Below are 17,470 nucleotides of genomic sequence, written 5' to 3'. Positions count from 1 at the left end.
AAAGCCCGCCGAGGTTAAAACTCAATGACCCCTGCCTGCCGTAGTAACTCCTTCAAGCGAGCATTTTCCGCCTCAGCTAACTCTGCCCGTTTTTCCGCCTGTTCCGTCAACGCCGCCAGAGCCACAGTGCTTAAAAATGGACGGCGATCGGGATAGAAAATCTGTAAATTCTCCGGGGTAAGTTCAAAATGGATGCCTAAAAGGGGACTCGTCCAATACTCCACTTCATCAATGACCGTTAACTTACCCTGCCACCGTTGCAAACCCACCAGTTCATTATTATCTGGGTCATAGACATAGTATTCCTCTACGCCGTAAAAATCATACAAAGTCTCTTTTTTTGTTCATCTCCTTCAGACGATTACCGGGGGATAGCACCTCAAATACCACTTGGGGCGGTTGATTACCTTCCTGCCATTGACGGTAGGAGCCCCGATCGCCCTTAGGTCGGCCCAAAACGACAAAAACATCGGGGGCAACCCGGATTTCTGGCTTACCCTCCACGGGATATCAGAGCAGATCCCCCGCCACAAAAACATCGGAGTTATTAGCAAAAAGACACTCCAGATTTTCTTTTAATAGAACAATCCAACTGAATTGCTTGGTGTTGTCAGCCATGGGTTGTCCATCACTGTCGGGATAAACTATTTGCCGATCTAGGGCTACGCTCATAGCGGTGGTCTCCAGCAGCTAGGGACTGACCTTCAGTTTAACTGATGGCTTTTAGACATTATTTAGGGGGAATTGTTCAACGCTGGAACTAACCACAACAAAATAGTTAAATTTGTTACCTTTTCTCGACAAAGAATCTGAAATTTGAGCAAAACTTAATAGATTCATTAAGGAAACCTACCTCCCCCCCGTAATGACCGCTACAATTCAAAAACCGGGGAATGCCCTGCCACGAAGGTCTTCACCCCCTCGTTCCAAACTTTTGTACGGTTACCAGTCCTATGAACAGCTCTCACCTCGCCCCCCAAGTCCAAGGTCTTTACGATCCGCAAAATGAACATGATGCCTGTGGGGTAGGTTTTATTGTGCAGATGAAGGGCAAAGTTTCCCACGATATTGTGGAGCAGGGCCTGCAAATGTTGGTTAATTTGGAGCATCGGGGGGCCTGTGGCTGTGAACCAAACACCGGGGATGGGGCCGGTATTTTAATCCAAGTTCCCCATAAATTTATCCAAAAAATAGCCGGGGCGGAAGGCATCACCATTCCTGCTCCGGGGCAGTATGCCGTGGGCAACATTTACGGTTCCCCCGATCCATTGGCCAGGGCTGAAGCTCGTCAAAAATTCAATGACATTGTTGCCCAAGAAGGCTTAAAAGTTTTGGGTTGGCGGGACATTCCTACTCAGAACGAACCCCTGGGGGAAACGGCGATCGCCAGTGAACCGTTTATGCAACAGGTTTACATTGCCCGGCCGGAAGGCTTGACTGATGACCTGGACTTTGAGCGCAAATTATACGTAATCCGTAAGTTGACCCACGGGGCAATCCGATCGCCGAAAATTGATACCTATTGGTATGTGGCTAGTTTATCGGCTCGGACGTTGGTTTATAAGGGGATGCTGACCACAGCCCAGGTGGGGCAGTATTATCCGGAATTGCATGACCCGGACATGGAAAGTGCCCTGGCCCTTGTCCATTCCCGCTTTAGCACTAATACCTTTCCCAGTTGGGAGCGCTCCCACCCCTACCGCTACATTGCCCATAATGGCGAAATCAATACCATGCGGGGCAACGTCAACTGGATGCAGGCCCGCCAGGCCCTGTTTGAATCGTCCCTGTTTGGGGAAGATATGGCCAAGGTTCAGCCGGTGATTAACATTGACGGCAGTGATTCCACCATTTTTGATAATGCGTTGGAACTGCTTTATCTGGCTGGCCGCTCCCTACCCCATGCGGTGATGATGATGATTCCCGAACCCTGGAGTGCCCACGAATCCATGAGTCAGGAAAAGAAAGCGTTTTATAAATACCATTCCTGTTTGATGGAACCCTGGGATGGCCCGGCCTCCATTGCCTTCACCAACGGCAAAATGATGGGGGCAGTGTTGGATCGTAATGGTTTGCGTCCTTCCCGCTACTACGTCACCAAAGATGATCTGGTGATTATGGCCTCCGAAGCAGGAGTATTGCCCATTGAACCGGAGCGGGTGGCCAAGAAAGGTCGCCTACAACCAGGGCGGATGTTCTTGGTGGATATGGAACAGGGGCGCATCATTGCCGACGAAGAAATTAAGCAGGAGATTGTCAGTCAGCATCCCTACGGTGAATGGCTAGCGGCTAATTTGAAATCCCTGGAGCAATTACCCTCCCCCGGCAATGTTCCTGGCACCGATGCAGAAAGTTTACGGCAACGGCAAATGGCCTTTGGTTACACCTTTGAGGAATTGCGTATTCTCCTAGCTCCCATGGGTCGGGATGGGGTGGAGGCGATCGGTTCCATGGGGGCGGATACTCCGTTGGCTGTACTATCTGACAAGCCCAAATTACTCTACAACTATTTCCAACAATTATTTGCCCAGGTTACCAATCCCCCCATTGATTCCATTCGGGAAGAAATTATTACTTCCGCAGAAACCACCATTGGTGGTGAAGGTAATTTGCTTGATCCTCGGCCAGAAAGTTGCCGCTTAATTGAGTTGAAAACTCCCATTTTAACCAACGAAGATCTAGCTAAGCTCAAAGCGTTAGACGACGATGAATTTAAATCCGTCACCCTAGACATTTTGTTTGATCCGAACCAAGGGGAAGCGGGCCTTAAAACTGCGTTAGATAATTTGTTTACGGAAGCTGACCAGGCCATTTCCCAAGGAGCTAACCTAATCATTCTCAGCGATCGCCAAGTTAGTGCGGAAAAAGCGGCTATCCCTGCTCTGCTGGCGGTGTCGGGGTTACATCACCATTTGATTCGCAACGGTTCCCGTACCAAGGTGGGTCTAGTATTGGAATCTGGGGAACCGAGGGAAGTGCATCATTTTGCTGTCCTACTCGGTTACGGTTGTGGAGCCATTAATCCTTACTTAGCTTTTGAAACTTTGGACGGTATGATCGCCGAAGGTTTACTGGTTAATGTGGATCACAAAACCGCTTGCAAAAACTATATCAAAGCCGCCACCAAAGGGGTAATTAAAGTTGCTTCTAAAATCGGCATTTCCACCATCCAAAGTTACCGAGGTGCCCAAATTTTTGAAGCGGTGGGCTTAAATCAGAGTGTGATTGATGAATATTTCTGCCGCACTTCTTCCCGCATCCAAGGTTCTGATTTAGGTGTAATTGCCCAGGAAGCTATTTTGCGCCATCAACATGCCTTTGCTCCTCGCCCTGGTGATTTGCATACCCTTGATGTAGGGGGTGAGTACCAATGGCGGAAGGATGGGGAAGAGCATTTATTTAGTCCCCAAACCATTCATTTATTACAACGGGCGGTGCGGGAAGGTAATTACGAGCTTTATAAACAGTACGCCGCCCTGGTTAATGAACAAAACCAAAAGTTCTTTACCCTGCGGGGCTTACTGGATTTCCAAGACCGAGAATCTATTCCCCTCGAAGAAGTGGAACCCATTGAAGCGATCATGAAACGCTTTAAAACCGGGGCCATGAGCTACGGCTCCATCTCCAAAGAAGCCCATGAATCCCTGGCGATCGCCATGAATCGCATTGGTGGTAAGTCCAACACTGGGGAAGGGGGGGAAGATCCGGAACGGTTTACCTGGACTAACGATCAGGGAGATTCCAAAAACAGTGCCATTAAACAGGTGGCTTCCGGGCGCTTTGGAGTGACCAGTTTGTACCTCTCCCAAGCAAAGGAAATTCAAATCAAAATGGCCCAGGGTGCAAAACCTGGGGAAGGGGGTCAGCTACCCGGCAAAAAAGTTTATCCCTGGATCGCCAAAGTGCGTCATTCCACTCCCGGCGTAGGTTTAATTTCTCCCCCGCCCCACCATGACATTTATTCCATTGAAGATTTGGCGGAATTAATCCACGACCTGAAAAATGCTAACCGGGAAGCCCGCATTAACGTCAAACTGGTGTCGGAAGTCGGGGTGGGCACGATCGCCGCTGGGGTGGCTAAGGCCCATGCCGATGTGGTGCTAGTGTCTGGCTATGACGGAGGAACCGGAGCATCACCCCAAACTTCCATTAAACATGCTGGGTTGCCCTGGGAATTGGGCCTAGCGGAAACCCATCAAACCTTGGTGTTGAACAATCTCCGTTCCCGTATTGTGGTGGAAACCGATGGGCAAATGAAAACTGGCCGGGACGTGGCTATCGCCGCTTTACTGGGGGCGGAAGAGTTTGGGTTTTCGACTGCGCCGCTGGTATCCCTGGGGTGCATTATGATGCGGGCCTGTCATTTAAATACCTGTCCCGTGGGCATTGCCACCCAAAATCCGGAACTGCGGGCCAAATTCACCGGCGATCCGGCCCATGCGGTCAACTTTATGACCTTTATTGCCACGGAACTGCGGGAAGTGATGGCCCAACTGGGTTTCCGCACCATTAACGAAATGGTTGGTCGCACCGATATTCTGGAACCGAAAAAGGCCGTAGCTCACTGGAAAGCAAAAGGCATTGATCTTTCCACTATTCTCCATCAGCCGGAAGTAGGGGACGATGTGGGTCGTTATTGCCAAATTCCCCAGGATCATGGTCTTCAGCATTCCCTCGACATCACCCAGTTATTGGATCTCTGCCAACCGGCGATCGCCAAAGGGGAAAAAGTCACCGCCACTTTACCCATTACCAATATCAACCGGGTGGTGGGCACCATTGTCGGCAACGAAATCACCAAACGCCATTGGGAAGGTTTACCGGAAGATACTGTCCATCTCCATTTCCAAGGCAGTGCGGGGCAAAGTTTTGGGGCCTTTATTCCCAAGGGCATGACCCTGGAACTGGAAGGGGATGCCAACGATTACCTGGGTAAAGGATTGAGCGGCGGCAAAATTATTGTCTATCCCCCCAAAGGCTCTAGTTTTATCGCTTCGGAAAACATCATTGCCGGTAATGTTTGTCTCTATGGCGCCACTGCTGGGGAAGTTTATATTTCCGGCATGGTGGGGGAACGGTTCTGTGTCCGCAATTCCGGCGTCAATACGGTGGTGGAAGCGGTGGGCGATCATGGTTGCGAATATATGACCGGCGGTAAAGTCGTGGTTCTTGGTCAAACAGGACGAAACTTTGCGGCGGGCATGAGTGGTGGTGTGGCCTACATCTTCGATGAAACTGGGGATTTTGCCACCCGTTGCAATTCCGCCATGGTGGGTTTAGAAAAACTAGAAGATCCCGAAGAAATTAAGGATCTCAAAGAGTTAATCCAGAACCATGTTAACTACACCGACAGCGCCAAAGGTAAAGCTGTTTTAGCAGATTGGGAAGCGAGTATTCCCAAATTCGTTAAGGTAATGCCTCGGGATTATAAACGGGTATTGCAAGCCATCAAAAAAGCGCTAGAAGCGGGTTTGAGCGGCGATGATGCTTTGAATGCGGCGTTTGAGGAGAATGCCAAGGATGTGGCTCGCATTGGGGGGAGTTAGGATAAATTTATGATGGAACTGGGCTAAACTGGCTGAAGTCTAGCCCAACGTCAAAAAATCACTTTTTCAGTAGAATAGGGGGACAGATTATCTTTTGCCGACTTAATGAACAAGGGTTGAAAATATGTTTATAGCAAATTAGGATGGATATGGGACACTCTTAGGATACACGAAGCTTAAGAAATAAAGATTCCAGAACTTAGGAGTATCTCATCCCTAATCGAATCAGCGATAAAATCTATATTTAAGTCATTACTTATAATAGCTAATGAAGTTTGCAACCTATGAGCATTTCCGAGAAACAGAATCTCTTGTGCGGAAAGTAAATAAGGATAAAATAGCAAAATGGTTGCTGAATGTTGGTTATTTCCCCGAAGAAAATATCCTGCCACCGAGTTTTACTGTATCAAAAGAGATTAAACTTCAAGACACTCCATACAATATCAACATTAATGATTTAAAAAAGCGTCAAGTGGCTTTTGTTTCATTTCCCAAAAGTACTTTAACATACAGAAATTTTAGTGTTCAGCATCCTTGGAATTATCACGACATTATTTTTTATTTACATCAAAACTGGGATAATATATTAAGCCATATTTTCCACTCAGAAAATAAGGTTGCCGCCTACAGTTTTCCTATTCCAGTTTCAAAAAAAGATTTTGAAGACTTAAGCCCTCTTCGTGCAGGTAGAATGATTTATGAATGGCTTGAAATGGCAGAGGAAGACCTTATACTAGATGGTCAAAAATTTAATATTTTAGCCAAAACCGATATTACAAATTTCTATCCGTCAATCTATACTCATGGTATTGGATGGGCCATTCATGGAAGAGAAGAAGCACTTGAAGATAAAGAATTTAGACTTTTTGGAAATAAAATTGATAGATTATTTCAATATTCAAATGATGGACGAACAAATGGTATTCCCATCGGTTCGGCACTCTCTGATCTAATTGCTGAGACTATCTTAGCAGATATTGATCGTAAGTTTTCCCAAGAATCCAAGCATATTGAATATGCAGCTGTCCGCTTTAAAGATGATTACAGAATATTATGTAATTCGAAAGAAAATGCAAAAAAATTGCTTGACATTCTTTCCCATCAACTCTCTCAATATAATCTCTCATTGAACGAAAGTAAAACATCGTTTCTCAATCTTCCCGATGGGCTTTATCGAGAACATAATCGAGCATATTTTCCTCATGTATTGCGAAGAAAGAAATATATTTCTTTTAGAAAATTTGAACATACCTTGCTAATTGCATTAGATATTCATCGAAAGCACCCTGGTACTAGCATTATTGAAAAATTTATTGCAGAGTTATTTGACAAAAGACATAATTTAAAGGTTAGTTATTCAAGTCAAAATCGTGGAAAAGAAATCAGAAAGACAATTTCTCTTTTGTTTTTACTAAAACGAGAATCAACAAAAATCCTATGTCATGTTTTATCAGTTATTGAGCGTTTATATATTGAAAATAAAAGAAATGATCAAGGACTTAAGGATTTTCTTAGGGAAACAATTAAGGATGAATTAGACAGAGCATCGAAAATGTCATCCGTTTTTGAGATCGTTTGGTTGGTATTTTTCTGTCGTTATATATCTCTTGGCTTTCAAAATGAAGATTTTGACAGTATTATTAAGAACGAAAAAATCAAAGAAAATGTATTTTACAAATCTATTGTGACAAGTAAGCAGGAATTATTTAAAGATACAGATTTTAAGCTATTTACTAAACCGAGAGCTTGCCGAGATAAAACACTAGCCGAGCGATTCGCCATTTTCAAAAGATAGAAAATTAAAAAATGCTCTTTGATTGTCACTCTAGCTAAATAGGAAAAGCTTATACAATTTTCCTTTCCTTCGAGATCCATTGAAACACACAAACAAACTTAAATAGCTCAAACAGAAATCGTCAGGATTATGGAAACAACAAATTTACCGATGGAGCAAATTCGTCAATTTTGTCACAAATGGCAGGTCAAAGAATTTGCTTTATTTGGTTCCATCCTACGTCCAAACTTTCATTCAGACAGCGACATTGACATACTCATTGAATTTGCGCCTACTGCAAAACGTGGTTTAACAGAAACCATACAGATGCGAGATGAACTGCAAGAAATATTTCAACGTCCTGTCGATTTAATTGTCAAAAGTGCAATCAATCGGAGTGAAAACTGGCTCAGACGTAAAAACATTTTAGAATCTGCCCAAATTATCTATGCAACGTAATCAAGAATCCCTTATTGATATTGCCAATGCCATTAGACGCATTTTGCGCTATACGAATGAAATTGATAAAGTACAACTAGAAATTAACGATGAGAAATTATCAGCCATTCTCTATCAAATTACGATTATTGGCGAAGCAACAAAGCGAATTTCTCCAGACTTCCGCAGTCAACATCCAGCAATACCTTGGCGGGAAATGGCAGGAATGCGAGATGTTATTGTTCACGAATATGATCAACTTGATCTGGATATAATCTGGGATGTAATTGAGAACAAACTACCAGAATTAGCCTATCTATTCGACTCTCTGTTAGAAAACATGTAAATACTCTTTCCAACTAACCGGAGTGCCCCATAGCTGATTTTTTGGCGATCGCCAATCCTCTTTCACGTAGTTAAAACCTTAAATAAATTCCGTCAAACTACAATGCTAAAAACATCAGAATTTCAAAAAGCCATTGAATCCGTTGAAAATCTACCCCTAGATGATCAAGAAATCTTACTTGATATTATTCAAAAACGATTGCAAGAAAAAAGAAGAAAAAAATTAGCCGAGGAAATCAAAGAAATTCGCCAAGAATTTGCTAACGGTGATGTTCAGTTTGGTTCAGTAAATCAATTTTTGGAAGCGCTCGATCAAGAATGAAAATTGCCTGGTCTCCAAAATCATTACGTTCATTCAAGCGCCTGATTCCCAAAAATCCTAATCTGAGACCGATGATTGAACAAATATTACATCAGTTGGCAACAGATCCTTTTCACCCTAGCCTACGCACCCATAAACTCAAAGGAGAACTAGCTAACGTTTGGTCATGCTCTATCGACTATAATTATCGTCTGCTATTTGAATTTGTAAACAACCCAGAAGACAAGGAAGAGGCAATTTTATTACTTAATTTAGGTTCCCATGATGAAGTCTATTAATTTAACTTGTCAAAAAAGAAAAGTCGATCTTTCGGCGATCGCCAACTCTTCCCCCTTACTTATCCTAGAGGCAACGTCATGAACACAGCTCAAATTAGCACCGATGGCACCCATCAAATCGTTATTTTACCAGAAAACTTTACGATAGCCGGAAGCGAAGTTTACATTAAAAAAATTGGAAGTACAATTATTTTGATTGCTAAAAATAACCCTTGGCAATCCTTAATTGAAAGCTTAGATCAATTTTCAGATGATTTTATGAAAACTAGGGAACAGCCTCCCTTAGATATACGAGAAGAGTTCTAAATGAAGTATTTACTAGATACGAATATTTGCATTTATCTCATTAAGAAGAAACCGTTTAAAGTCTTGGCAAAATTTCAAACCCTGGAGATATCAGACATTGGTATTTCATCCATTACCGTGGCGGAATTAGAATATGGTGTCAGTAAAAGTCAACAACAATCGAAAAATCGTGATGCCTTAATGCAATTCTTGATGCCGCTAGAAATCGTGGAATTTAATTCAGGAAGCGGCGATCGCCTATGGCAACATTAGAAGTAATCTAGAAAGTAGAGGTCTTGTCATTGGGGCTATGGATATGCTGATTGCAGCCCATGCGTTAAGTCTGGGAGTAACGCTTGTCACCAATAATCTTCGAGAATTTTCACGCATTAACAATTTATTCTTGGAAAACTGGGCAGAATAAACTATTCGGTAAAATTTGATTTGCTGCTTTCAACTAACTGGCGCACTAAGAATATGTTTGAAAAGTTCGAGGCAAAGCCTCAAAACCCTTTTGTCCATCCTTTTTGCTGACGATTTCCAAATTCTAGCCAAAGGTCTCATTAATTAACCCAGGCAGTAAAATTCTTACTGCCAAAAGTGCTGTCAGTCCATATCAATTGCAGGCACTGCCATAGAGGAGCAAACCAAGTACCGAGTAGAGTAAGACCTTGGTGGCCTGAGCGATGAGCGCTGTGAACCACAACATCGAGAAGTAATCCCATGGTATCCACGAGGATTGTGCGTTTACGACCATTGACCTTTTTTCCACCGTCATAACCACTTTCTTGTCCAGCGCCAGCCTTTTTCACTGACTGTGAGTCCAAACAACCAGCACTAGGGTTGGCATTTCTTCCGACCTTAAGTCGAATCTTCTTTCTGAGGATGTGATTCAATTTTTTCCAGGTACCGTCTTCCTACCACTGTCGGAAATAACCATTCTTCGCCATTTGGGAAAATCATGGGGCAGAAGTCGTCAAGCACAACCCGCTCTGAGCATGTAAAAAATGGCATTAAGCACTTCCCTCAGATTAGTTTTCCGTTTTCTTCCCCCACTTTTTGCTTGGGGGAGATTGGATTCTACCAATTGCTACTGGCTATCACTGATGTCGCTGCTGTAAAATTCTCTCAGCATCATTACGGTGAAAATTCTGTATTCTTCACCATTTTTCCCAATTATGCCGACTTTTCAAACACGCTCTTAATGGCCCACAAAAAAATCCCCCCCTGTAAATCAGGAAGGGGATAATGTTTTGATCAGAGTTTTAACTCTAGGAATTCCAATGCTTGGATTCTTAAACTAGAAGTGCCAATTTGGCATTGTTGTTAGCCAGGAGAGTTTGCAGCTCTTCAGAATCAACAGTTTCCTTTTCTACCAAGATTTCTGCCAGTTGATCTAAAATGCCACGGTTTTCCACCAAGACCTGTTTGGCCCGTTGATAGGCTTGGTCTACCAATTGACTTACTTCCTCATCGATCGCCGCAGCGGTTTCATCGGAAAAGTCCCGGTCAGAGGCAATGTCCCGACCAAGGAATACCCCACCACCCTGACGACCCAAAGCTACCGGGCCCAGGCGATCGCTCATGCCGAAACGGGTTACCATTTGGCGGGCGACCCGGGCTACCTGTTGGAGGTCGTTGGAAGCACCGGTGGTGACTTCCTCTTCGCCGAAAATAATTTCCTCAGCAATACGGCCTCCCAGGGCAACGGCCATCTGATTTTGCAGATAGGAACGGGAGTATAAACCGGATTCCATACGGTCTTCACTGGGGGTGAACCAGGTTAAACCACCGGCCCGGCCGCGGGGAATAATGCTAATTTTTTGTACTGGATCATAATCAGGCATCAAAGCACCCACCAAGGCGTGGCCAGCTTCATGGTAAGCCACTAGGGTTTTGCGTTTTTCGCTCATCACCCGATTTTTCTTCTCAGGACCAGCCAACACCCGGTCAATGGCGTCGTTGACTTCGTCCATGGAAATTTCGGTCAAGTTGCGACGGGCAGCCAAAATAGCGGCTTCGTTCAACAGGTTGGACAGGTCAGCACCGGTAAATCCAGGGGTACGACGGGCAATTTTATCCAAATCCACATCCTGGGAAAGGGTTTTACCCCGGGCATGGACATTGAGGATTTCTCGACGGCCAGCATAATCAGGACGGTCTACTACCACTTGGCGATCGAAACGACCGGGACGCATCAAGGCAGAATCCAATACATCGGGACGGTTAGTGGCGGCGACGATAATAATGCCGGTGTTGCCTTCAAAACCGTCCATTTCCGTTAGCAACTGGTTGAGGGTCTGTTCCCGCTCATCATTACCACCACCAAGGCCAGCGCCCCGTTGACGACCAACGGCATCAATTTCATCGATGAAGACGATACAGGGAGCATTGGCTTTAGCCTGCTCAAACAAATCCCGTACCCGAGAAGCACCAACACCGACAAACATTTCCACAAATTCCGAACCGGAGATGGAAAAGAACGGTACACCCGCTTCCCCAGCCACGGCTTTGGCCAACAGGGTTTTACCGGTTCCGGGGGGGCCTACCAACAAAACACCCTTGGGAATTTTGGCTCCCAATTCGGTGAAGCGGTCTGCATTTTTCAGGAAGTCCACCACTTCGGTGAGTTCTAGTTTGGCTTGCTCAATACCGGCCACGTCCCCGAAGGTAACTTGGGTTTGGGGTTCCATTTGCACCCGTGCTTTGGATTTACCAAAGTTCATGGCTTGGGAACCAGGGCCACTCTGGGCCCGACGGAAGAGGAAAAAAATTCCCACCAAGAGCAAGATGGGCAAAAATAGGGTGCTGGCGATGCGGAACCAGAAACCTTCGTCGCTCTGGGGTTGGACAGCAATATCCACGTTGTGTTGGGTGAGAATATTGATCAAGTCGGGGTCGTTGGGCAGATTGACTAAGTAGGGAGGACCACCGCTGGGATTGGGTACTTGGGCTTGGGTGCGGTCGGCACTGAGGTTGACCCGTTCGATCTGATTGGCTTCTACCCGATTGACAAAATCGCTGTAGCTGAGGGTTTCCCTAGTTTGGGTCGGTCGGTCGAAAAAGGCCGATGCCAACGCTAAAACGACAATTAACAACAAGGCATATAGGCCCGCGTTACGCCATTTTTTATTATTTTTGCTCACGCTAGAACTCTCCAATAGTGAGTGTAGTTATCATATTCCACCGGTTAGCAATGGATGGAGTGGATAATAAACAGTTGTTAACTTATGTTAACGCTTCTCAGAAACAATTGGCCACTGTAGCGAAAAAATGCTAAGGATAGAGGCTTTGTAACTGTTGGTCAACTGTTAGTCCCCCTGGGTTGGGGTAAAGCGTTTAAACTCCTGCTCCAGGGAGTCTTGGTCGGTGCGGTAGGTGATGTCCGCCGGAGTAATGACGGTGCTAGTGGCCCACTCCTGGGCAAATTCTAGTTTAGCTTTGAGGGGAGGGGAGGGCGGTTGCAGAAGTTTGGCCCGCTGTTGCCGATCGCCGTTGCGTTGTTCTAGTTTTTGATTGCGTTCTTGCAGCCAGAAATATCTCACTAGGGGAATAGCCAAGAAACCGATTGCATAGGTCACCAGAACGCCGTAAATGCTCTGGACGAAATAAACCAGTGTCCCCAAATCCAACTCAGCGCCGTAGGTTTTCAGCATTACCCCCAAACTTAAGGCCAAAATTAGGTTAACTCCCCCCAAGGCGATCGCCGCTATTTTTTGGCCGGAGGAAGCTTGGCTAAATTTCCAGGGTTTTTCCCGCAGGTAAGCACTCAAAGTGGTTGATTGGCGCTCCTGGGCACTGACTTGTAGGTTGGGGAAAGTGTAAATTAATTCGCCGCTGGGGGAAACTTGGGGATAACCATTAAAGCGGGCTAGCACAGGAATTATGTAGTCCTCATTGTCCCGATTGAATTTGGTCACATTATCCAAATAGGGGGCCGCCTGTTCAGCGGCGATCGCCCCACCGTTATGGCGAATTAAACTACCCAGGGTTTGCCAGCGTTTTTCTTCCAAATCCTCATTGGGGTTACCGTCTCCAAATAGAAACGAGAAAATGGCTTCGAGGAAATTAAGCTCGTTTTTATTTTTATCAGACCTTTTCTTATCCCGTTTTTGCCGGCCACCATCGGGGCTAAGGAGCCAGAAAATGTCCCCCGGCCAGAAAAATATTCCCCCACCCCCACCACGGTTACCGTCACCGGAAAATTTAAAACCCCCATCGTTATCGTTATCGGACTTGGAATTGACCGCGATGATAATGGCAATGATGGCCACTAACATCAACAGGATAGAAAGGATAAGGATAATGCCAAAGGAAATGCGGATCAGGTAAAACAACACCTGCCAAATGCTTTGGAGCCAACTCTGGAACCGTAAACGCCAATACTTATTGCGGAGAATTGTCCGGAACTGCTTGGGAAAAGCAAACACAATTTCCCCCGACTCCGCCACCTGGAGATGGCCCTCCACCTCCGACGCCAAAGTCAGCAACCCCTGTTGGGTTTGGTTAATTTCTAATCCAGCCTGGCTGGCCACGTCCCCCACCGTGACTACATAGTCCAACTGCTCCACAGCGGTCATAATTTGGGGATTAAAGGCGACACTCATTCCACTGCCCTCGGAGGCGACAATCATTAAAAATTATTCTTCTAGTATAGAGAGAAGATTTTTTGTCGATATGTGGATTTAGTGGTTATGAATGTGCGTTTTCCTCACTTTTGTTTAAGTTTAATGTTTGCTAGCCTGTTGGCTGGTGCTGGAACTCTTCCCCTGGCTGCAGCGGAACGGGTGGTGCTGACCTATAGTGTTTTGCGAGAATCCATCTCCATTGAGGAGTTAGGGGAGTTGAGCCGCACTGGGAAAGTGTCCCCCTCCCTCAAAGCCTATTTAAAAATGGCCAATAAAAACCCTGAAGAATTGCGGGGTTGGCTCAATCGACCGTTTCAGGCAGATCCAGTTACCCTCTCCCGGGTGCTCAACAGTTTTGCCGGGGAATATGTGCTCAATCAGGTGGGTCAGGTAATCCACACCCCTTCTAAGCGGGACAATAAAGAAGCTCTGCGGGGAGCTATTATCAGCTCTGCAGAAAAAGACAATCAGGTACGACTGATCGAAGTGTTGGAAAATTATCCCACCCCAGAACTCCACGTCAACGGTGATCGCCTGATGGAATTGTACCAACAAGTGGAAGGGTTGACGGCCATGTTAGGTCGACTACCTTTTTAGAAAGTGTTTGATGCGTTAAGTTTTTATCTGGATCATCAAACTGAAGGCAATGAGTATATCCAAAAGAACGAAGTACTCGATGATTTAGAACTGTTCCTGAGCAAACTACTTTAGGTAAAACTGACAATGGACAGTACTAGTAGCCAATCACTATATGTATAGCCCTGTATTAAAATACATGAAGTCTAAGGATTTTGATCGCAAATTTGATGAAGGAGAATGAATCCTTGAGTATTTGGATTTGTTTCAAATTAAACAGAGTAATGACGAAGGAACTGTTATTTCCGGATCTCAAATCCAGTTACAGTTACTTTGTCAATCATCCTTAAACACCATGGGACATACTATCAAAGCACCTCTGACAGTCCAGGGAGTGGGACTGCACTCTGGAGTGGAAACCACCGTTACCCTTTGTCCAGTGGCGGCGGGGAAAGGCCGCTATTTTCAGCGGGTGGATTTGCCTAAAAAGCCTATTATTCCAGCGGATTTGACTTGGGTGCGGGAAGCCATGCTTTCAACGGAGCTAGGGGAACCTGGAGCAACGATTAGGACAGTGGAACATTTACTCGCAACCTTGGTGGCCTTGGACATTGGTGACTTACGCATTGAAGTTAACGGCCCGGAAGTGCCCCTGCTGGATGGTTCTGCCCTTAGTTGGTTAACGGCGATCGCCAAAGTAGGAACCAGGCCTCGGTCAAAGAAGAGCCAAGACCAACCCATTGTGATTACAGACCCTTTAACCTGCCAGCTAGAAGATGCATTTGTGGCGGCTTTTCCCTGTGCCACTACCCGTTTTAGCTACGGTGTGGACTATCCCTATCTGCCTATCGGTAAACAGTGGTACACCTGGGAACCGGATCAGGAAAATTTTGCCACGGCGATCGCCCCTGCTCGGACCTTTGGTTTTGCGGATCAGATTGAAAAATTGCGCCAGGCCGGGCTGATTAAAGGGGGTAGCTTGGAAAATGCTTTGGTGTGCGACAAAGAGAAATGGCTCAATCCCCCCCTGCGTTTTCCCGATGAGCCGGTGCGTCATAAGCTATTGGATTTACTAGGAGATTTAAGTTTACTGGGGAAAATTCCCCAAGCCCATTTTGTCGCCTACAAAGCTAGCCATAAACTACATACTCAGTTGGCCCAAAAAATCGCCGACACCTACAGATAACTCGTTACTTTTTTTGGGGGGATTAAGGAGCTTTCGGTTCCGTGAGAATAATTTTCCTTTGGTTGGGGTCATGGCGGGGGCTTAATTCCTCCATAATTTTGCGACTCTGGCCGGGGTCAAAACTACGTTGGAAATCATTGCGGAGTTGCTCAACCCTGGCTTCTGTTTCCTCCACCTGCATCTGAATCTCGTTTAACTTAGCCTGTTGAGCTTGTTGATGGGGCAACAGCCTGGCGATCGCCATAATGGAAACCACCACAAACACACCATTGAGACCCAGCTTGAAAAGAATTTCCCACACTAGCCACTTATGCTCAGGCTGAAACTTTTGTTCCGGGCGCTTACGACTTTTGGAGCGAGGACGACGGGCATTACTGGGTTTGAAAGTTTGGGCAGTCATGGCGGGTAATTTTTAGGCCGGAGAAAGCAAGAGGTCTGACAACTCACACCGGACTCTAAAGATGCCAGCATTCCCCCTAAAAATCAATAGGGCGCAACGGATCACGCCCTAAGGATCGGATTACACGGCCGACGTTGGTTTACTTATAAAGTTCCGTGGAGAGACGGAAAGCCAGGAAAGCAGGCAGGAGGGCAACCACTAGGGCTGCCAAAATTTGGGTGTCGGATAATGCCATGGATAGTTAACTCCTAGATAAAAACAGATCGTGAGAAACATTAACAACACTTTGCAATATGGGGGCAGTTTTGGGAAACAAGTTGTTACAAGTCTTTAGAAAAGTCGATACTTAACCATTCCCATCTCCATTGAGGCTGCCAGGCACAACTCCTCGGCAGGGGCTAGAGTTCACCCCGGATTTCCTCCACTACCCCATCCCGCAGTACCAATTCCACTCCCATTTTCTGCACGAGGTTGTCCCCCTTTTGGATACGGAAAAAGCTCTCCATCTGTCCTTGGATGACTTCTTGGTTCAGTTCTAATAACTGCACCTGTTGCATTTGTTGCAGGGCTTGGTTTTTCTGCTCCAGAATTTCGCTCTTTTGTTGGTTGACCTGCATTTGAATGTTTTCAATTTGCTGGCTGACACTGGGGGGGAGGGGCACCAAGCTTTGTTTTTTAATTTCGGCGATCGCTCGTTGACTTTGGGCATCAAGCTGTTGCACCTGATTATCCATCTGGCCCACCTGGGCTTGGAGTTGTTGTTGCATCTCCTCTTTCCAGCGGGGAGTGACAATCACCTTCAGGGCCACGGGACGCTTGAGCAGTAATGTGGTGTTAGTATCGTCCATAAAATTGAATTAAGCCTAAAAATTAGGGGATTATTGCAGATTACAGTGCATCCCCAGAATATCTTCCCCGTGCGGTTAAACCAAGCCACAAGCCCTACCAATTAACTCTGGAGGTCATCACCATCAACCAGGGATGGCCCCACCATAGTAGGGCAATGAAACCCATTACCCCCACATAGGCTGGTTTGATAAATTCCTGCCACACTAGAATTTGCCTTCCCTCCCAGATCGCTTGAAAGGGAATGATGGAAGTTCTTTGTTTCACTGCTAGAAAAGCCTCGCCATATTTGTGTTGCCAACGGCGATCGCCATGCCAGACTGCAAAGCAATGGTGGGCAATTAATCCCAAGCTGGTAACCAGAGTAAAAGTGGTTCCCAACCAGAGGGTGTGGGCAATGCACCAAATTACTTGACCGACCATTTGAGGATGGCGACAAATACGGATAATGCCCGTTTCATAAAGATGGATTTCCGGTTTTTGGATAGCGGCAATTTCCAACAGGTTAAAAGTGGCGGGAAAAAGGAAGAAAAAAGATAGGGCAGACAAAATCCACACCAGGGGTTTAACTCCCGTTACTCCCTGTACTTGCCAGAGTTGCAGACCATCATAGCGATGGTTGAAAAAATAAATAATTAATCCCGTAGCCAGGGGAATACTCACCAGGGCAAATATAACTCGATAGCCCCTAGCGCCAATTTTGCTTTCCCCCCAGGCTCGCAGGGCGGCTAAGCCACTATGAACGATGGCAAACAACAGAAGGTAGGCGGCGATAATGCCATGGCTGGGGGTCAACCAGGGCCAAGGAGAAGAAATATCAAACAAAGCCAAGCAATTCAAGGGGAA

Annotated in this window: 17 protein-coding genes and 2 pseudogenes; 11 read left to right on the top strand and 8 right to left on the bottom strand. The window is 45.9% G+C overall.

Annotated elements, in window-relative coordinates; all coding sequences use genetic code 11:
• Positions 1 to 14 precede the first annotated feature (14 nt).
• A pseudogene (locus H6G46_RS02230) lies at positions 15 to 672 on the bottom strand (Uma2 family endonuclease).
• A gap of 221 nt (positions 673 to 893) precedes the next feature.
• Between H6G46_RS02230 and gltB the strand changes: the two are divergent.
• The 9 genes from gltB to H6G46_RS18725 all read left to right on the top strand — a co-directional run bounded on the left by gltB (position 894) and on the right by H6G46_RS18725 (position 9,412).
• Positions 894 to 5,546, top strand: coding sequence for a glutamate synthase large subunit (gene gltB / locus H6G46_RS02225; protein ID WP_010871646.1), 4,653 nt, complete (start codon positions 894 to 896; stop codon positions 5,544 to 5,546).
• A 268-nt stretch (positions 5,547 to 5,814) separates the two neighbouring features.
• Positions 5,815 to 7,341, top strand: coding sequence for a reverse transcriptase domain-containing protein (locus H6G46_RS02220; RefSeq protein WP_010871645.1), 1,527 nt, complete (start codon positions 5,815 to 5,817; stop codon positions 7,339 to 7,341).
• Positions 7,342 to 7,470: 129 nt separating this feature from the next.
• Positions 7,471 to 7,779 (top strand): nucleotidyltransferase family protein, encoded by a 309-nt coding sequence (locus H6G46_RS02215; RefSeq protein ID WP_010871644.1) that lies wholly within the window; start codon positions 7,471 to 7,473, stop codon positions 7,777 to 7,779.
• Positions 7,769 to 8,104 carry a DUF86 domain-containing protein gene (locus H6G46_RS02210; RefSeq protein ID WP_010871643.1) on the top strand — a complete coding sequence of 112 codons (336 nt, stop codon included), beginning with the start codon at positions 7,769 to 7,771 and terminating at the stop codon, positions 8,102 to 8,104. The genes H6G46_RS02215 and H6G46_RS02210 overlap by 11 nt, the downstream gene beginning before the upstream one ends.
• 102 nt (positions 8,105 to 8,206) lie before the next feature.
• Positions 8,207 to 8,425 carry a hypothetical protein gene (locus H6G46_RS02205; protein WP_010871642.1) on the top strand — a complete coding sequence of 73 codons (219 nt, stop codon included), beginning with the start codon at positions 8,207 to 8,209 and terminating at the stop codon, positions 8,423 to 8,425.
• Positions 8,422 to 8,703 (top strand): type II toxin-antitoxin system mRNA interferase toxin, RelE/StbE family, encoded by a 282-nt coding sequence (locus tag H6G46_RS02200; protein ID WP_020861443.1) that lies wholly within the window; start codon positions 8,422 to 8,424, stop codon positions 8,701 to 8,703. Before H6G46_RS02205 ends, H6G46_RS02200 begins: the two co-directional genes overlap by 4 nt.
• A 78-nt stretch (positions 8,704 to 8,781) precedes the next feature.
• Positions 8,782 to 9,009, top strand: a complete 228-nt coding sequence (locus H6G46_RS02195) for a virulence factor (RefSeq protein ID WP_010871641.1) — start codon at positions 8,782 to 8,784, stop codon at positions 9,007 to 9,009.
• Complete coding sequence (locus H6G46_RS02190; protein WP_010871640.1) at positions 9,010 to 9,261, top strand: type II toxin-antitoxin system VapC family toxin; 252 nt, start codon at positions 9,010 to 9,012, stop codon at positions 9,259 to 9,261. It begins immediately after the preceding gene.
• Entirely contained in the window at positions 9,227 to 9,412 is a 186-nt protein-coding gene (locus H6G46_RS18725; RefSeq protein ID WP_343122265.1) for a PIN domain-containing protein, read from the top strand. Before H6G46_RS02190 ends, H6G46_RS18725 begins: the two co-directional genes overlap by 35 nt.
• Positions 9,413 to 9,538: 126 nt before the next feature.
• Here H6G46_RS18725 and H6G46_RS02185 read toward each other — a convergent pair.
• The 3 genes and pseudogenes from H6G46_RS02185 to H6G46_RS02175 all read right to left on the bottom strand — a co-directional run.
• Positions 9,539 to 10,075, bottom strand: a pseudogene (locus tag H6G46_RS02185) (IS5 family transposase); the annotation flags it as partial.
• A 208-nt stretch (positions 10,076 to 10,283) separates the two neighbouring features.
• Positions 10,284 to 12,134, bottom strand: a complete 1,851-nt coding sequence (gene ftsH3, locus H6G46_RS02180; protein WP_010871638.1) for an ATP-dependent zinc metalloprotease FtsH3 — start codon at positions 12,132 to 12,134, stop codon at positions 10,284 to 10,286.
• A gap of 165 nt (positions 12,135 to 12,299) precedes the next feature.
• A complete protein-coding gene (locus H6G46_RS02175) occupies positions 12,300 to 13,622 on the bottom strand; it encodes a hypothetical protein (protein WP_010871637.1) in 1,323 nt (440 codons plus the stop codon).
• Between the two features lie 96 nt (positions 13,623 to 13,718).
• Here H6G46_RS02175 and H6G46_RS02170 point away from each other — a divergent pair, with 96 nt between their 5' ends.
• Positions 13,719 to 14,213, top strand: a complete 495-nt coding sequence (locus H6G46_RS02170; RefSeq protein WP_242018632.1) for an alpha/beta hydrolase — start codon at positions 13,719 to 13,721, stop codon at positions 14,211 to 14,213.
• A gap of 334 nt (positions 14,214 to 14,547) precedes the next feature.
• Positions 14,548 to 15,378 carry a UDP-3-O-acyl-N-acetylglucosamine deacetylase gene (gene lpxC / locus H6G46_RS02165; protein ID WP_010871635.1) on the top strand — a complete coding sequence of 277 codons (831 nt, stop codon included), beginning with the start codon at positions 14,548 to 14,550 and terminating at the stop codon, positions 15,376 to 15,378.
• 22 nt (positions 15,379 to 15,400) lie between these two features.
• On the opposite strand, the gene H6G46_RS02160 is transcribed toward lpxC, so the two are convergent.
• The 4 genes from H6G46_RS02160 to H6G46_RS02145 form a co-directional block, all read right to left on the bottom strand.
• Positions 15,401 to 15,778 carry a hypothetical protein gene (locus H6G46_RS02160; RefSeq protein WP_010871634.1) on the bottom strand — a complete coding sequence of 126 codons (378 nt, stop codon included), beginning with the start codon at positions 15,776 to 15,778 and terminating at the stop codon, positions 15,401 to 15,403.
• Positions 15,779 to 15,917: 139 nt separating this feature from the next.
• Entirely contained in the window at positions 15,918 to 16,013 is a 96-nt protein-coding gene (gene psaM, locus H6G46_RS02155) for a photosystem I reaction center subunit XII (RefSeq protein ID WP_010871633.1), read from the bottom strand.
• 163 nt (positions 16,014 to 16,176) lie between these two features.
• Positions 16,177 to 16,626, bottom strand: coding sequence for a YlqD family protein (locus tag H6G46_RS02150; protein WP_010871632.1), 450 nt, complete (start codon positions 16,624 to 16,626; stop codon positions 16,177 to 16,179).
• A gap of 94 nt (positions 16,627 to 16,720) precedes the next feature.
• The gene (locus H6G46_RS02145) at positions 16,721 to 17,464 is read right to left on the bottom strand and encodes an NnrU family protein (protein ID WP_048908407.1); all 744 of its coding nucleotides are present in this window, start codon (positions 17,462 to 17,464) and stop codon (positions 16,721 to 16,723) included.
• Positions 17,465 to 17,470 lie beyond the last annotated feature (6 nt).

The organism is Synechocystis sp. FACHB-908 (genome assembly GCF_014698595.1).
In the GTDB taxonomy this organism is placed as follows: domain Bacteria; phylum Cyanobacteriota; class Cyanobacteriia; order Cyanobacteriales; family Microcystaceae; genus Synechocystis.
The sequence above is the reverse complement of the archived record's forward strand: the minus strand, read 5'-3'. Positions and strand labels throughout refer to the sequence as shown.

What these genes read in the sequence shown, in the direction of transcription:
- H6G46_RS02160 (WP_010871634.1), bottom strand. Translation starts at nt 15,778, where the DNA reads ATGACTGCCCAAACTTTCAAACCCAGTAATGCCCGTCGTCCTCGCTCC.
- H6G46_RS02220 (WP_010871645.1), top strand. Translation starts at nt 5,815, where the DNA reads ATGAAGTTTGCAACCTATGAGCATTTCCGAGAAACAGAATCTCTTGTG.
- H6G46_RS02205 (WP_010871642.1), top strand. Translation starts at nt 8,207, where the DNA reads ATGCTAAAAACATCAGAATTTCAAAAAGCCATTGAATCCGTTGAAAAT.
- H6G46_RS02210 (WP_010871643.1), top strand. Translation starts at nt 7,769, where the DNA reads ATGCAACGTAATCAAGAATCCCTTATTGATATTGCCAATGCCATTAGA.
- H6G46_RS02190 (WP_010871640.1), top strand. Translation starts at nt 9,010, where the DNA reads ATGAAGTATTTACTAGATACGAATATTTGCATTTATCTCATTAAGAAG.
- H6G46_RS02150 (WP_010871632.1), bottom strand. Translation starts at nt 16,626, where the DNA reads ATGGACGATACTAACACCACATTACTGCTCAAGCGTCCCGTGGCCCTG.
- H6G46_RS02170 (WP_242018632.1), top strand. Translation starts at nt 13,719, where the DNA reads ATGTTTGCTAGCCTGTTGGCTGGTGCTGGAACTCTTCCCCTGGCTGCA.
- H6G46_RS02215 (WP_010871644.1), top strand. Translation starts at nt 7,471, where the DNA reads ATGGAAACAACAAATTTACCGATGGAGCAAATTCGTCAATTTTGTCAC.
- H6G46_RS02195 (WP_010871641.1), top strand. Translation starts at nt 8,782, where the DNA reads ATGAACACAGCTCAAATTAGCACCGATGGCACCCATCAAATCGTTATT.
- lpxC (WP_010871635.1), top strand. Translation starts at nt 14,548, where the DNA reads ATGGGACATACTATCAAAGCACCTCTGACAGTCCAGGGAGTGGGACTG.
- H6G46_RS02200 (WP_020861443.1), top strand. Translation starts at nt 8,422, where the DNA reads ATGAAAATTGCCTGGTCTCCAAAATCATTACGTTCATTCAAGCGCCTG.
- psaM (WP_010871633.1), bottom strand. Translation starts at nt 16,013, where the DNA reads ATGGCATTATCCGACACCCAAATTTTGGCAGCCCTAGTGGTTGCCCTC.
- gltB (WP_010871646.1), top strand. Translation starts at nt 894, where the DNA reads ATGCCCTGCCACGAAGGTCTTCACCCCCTCGTTCCAAACTTTTGTACG.
- H6G46_RS02175 (WP_010871637.1), bottom strand. Translation starts at nt 13,622, where the DNA reads ATGATTGTCGCCTCCGAGGGCAGTGGAATGAGTGTCGCCTTTAATCCC.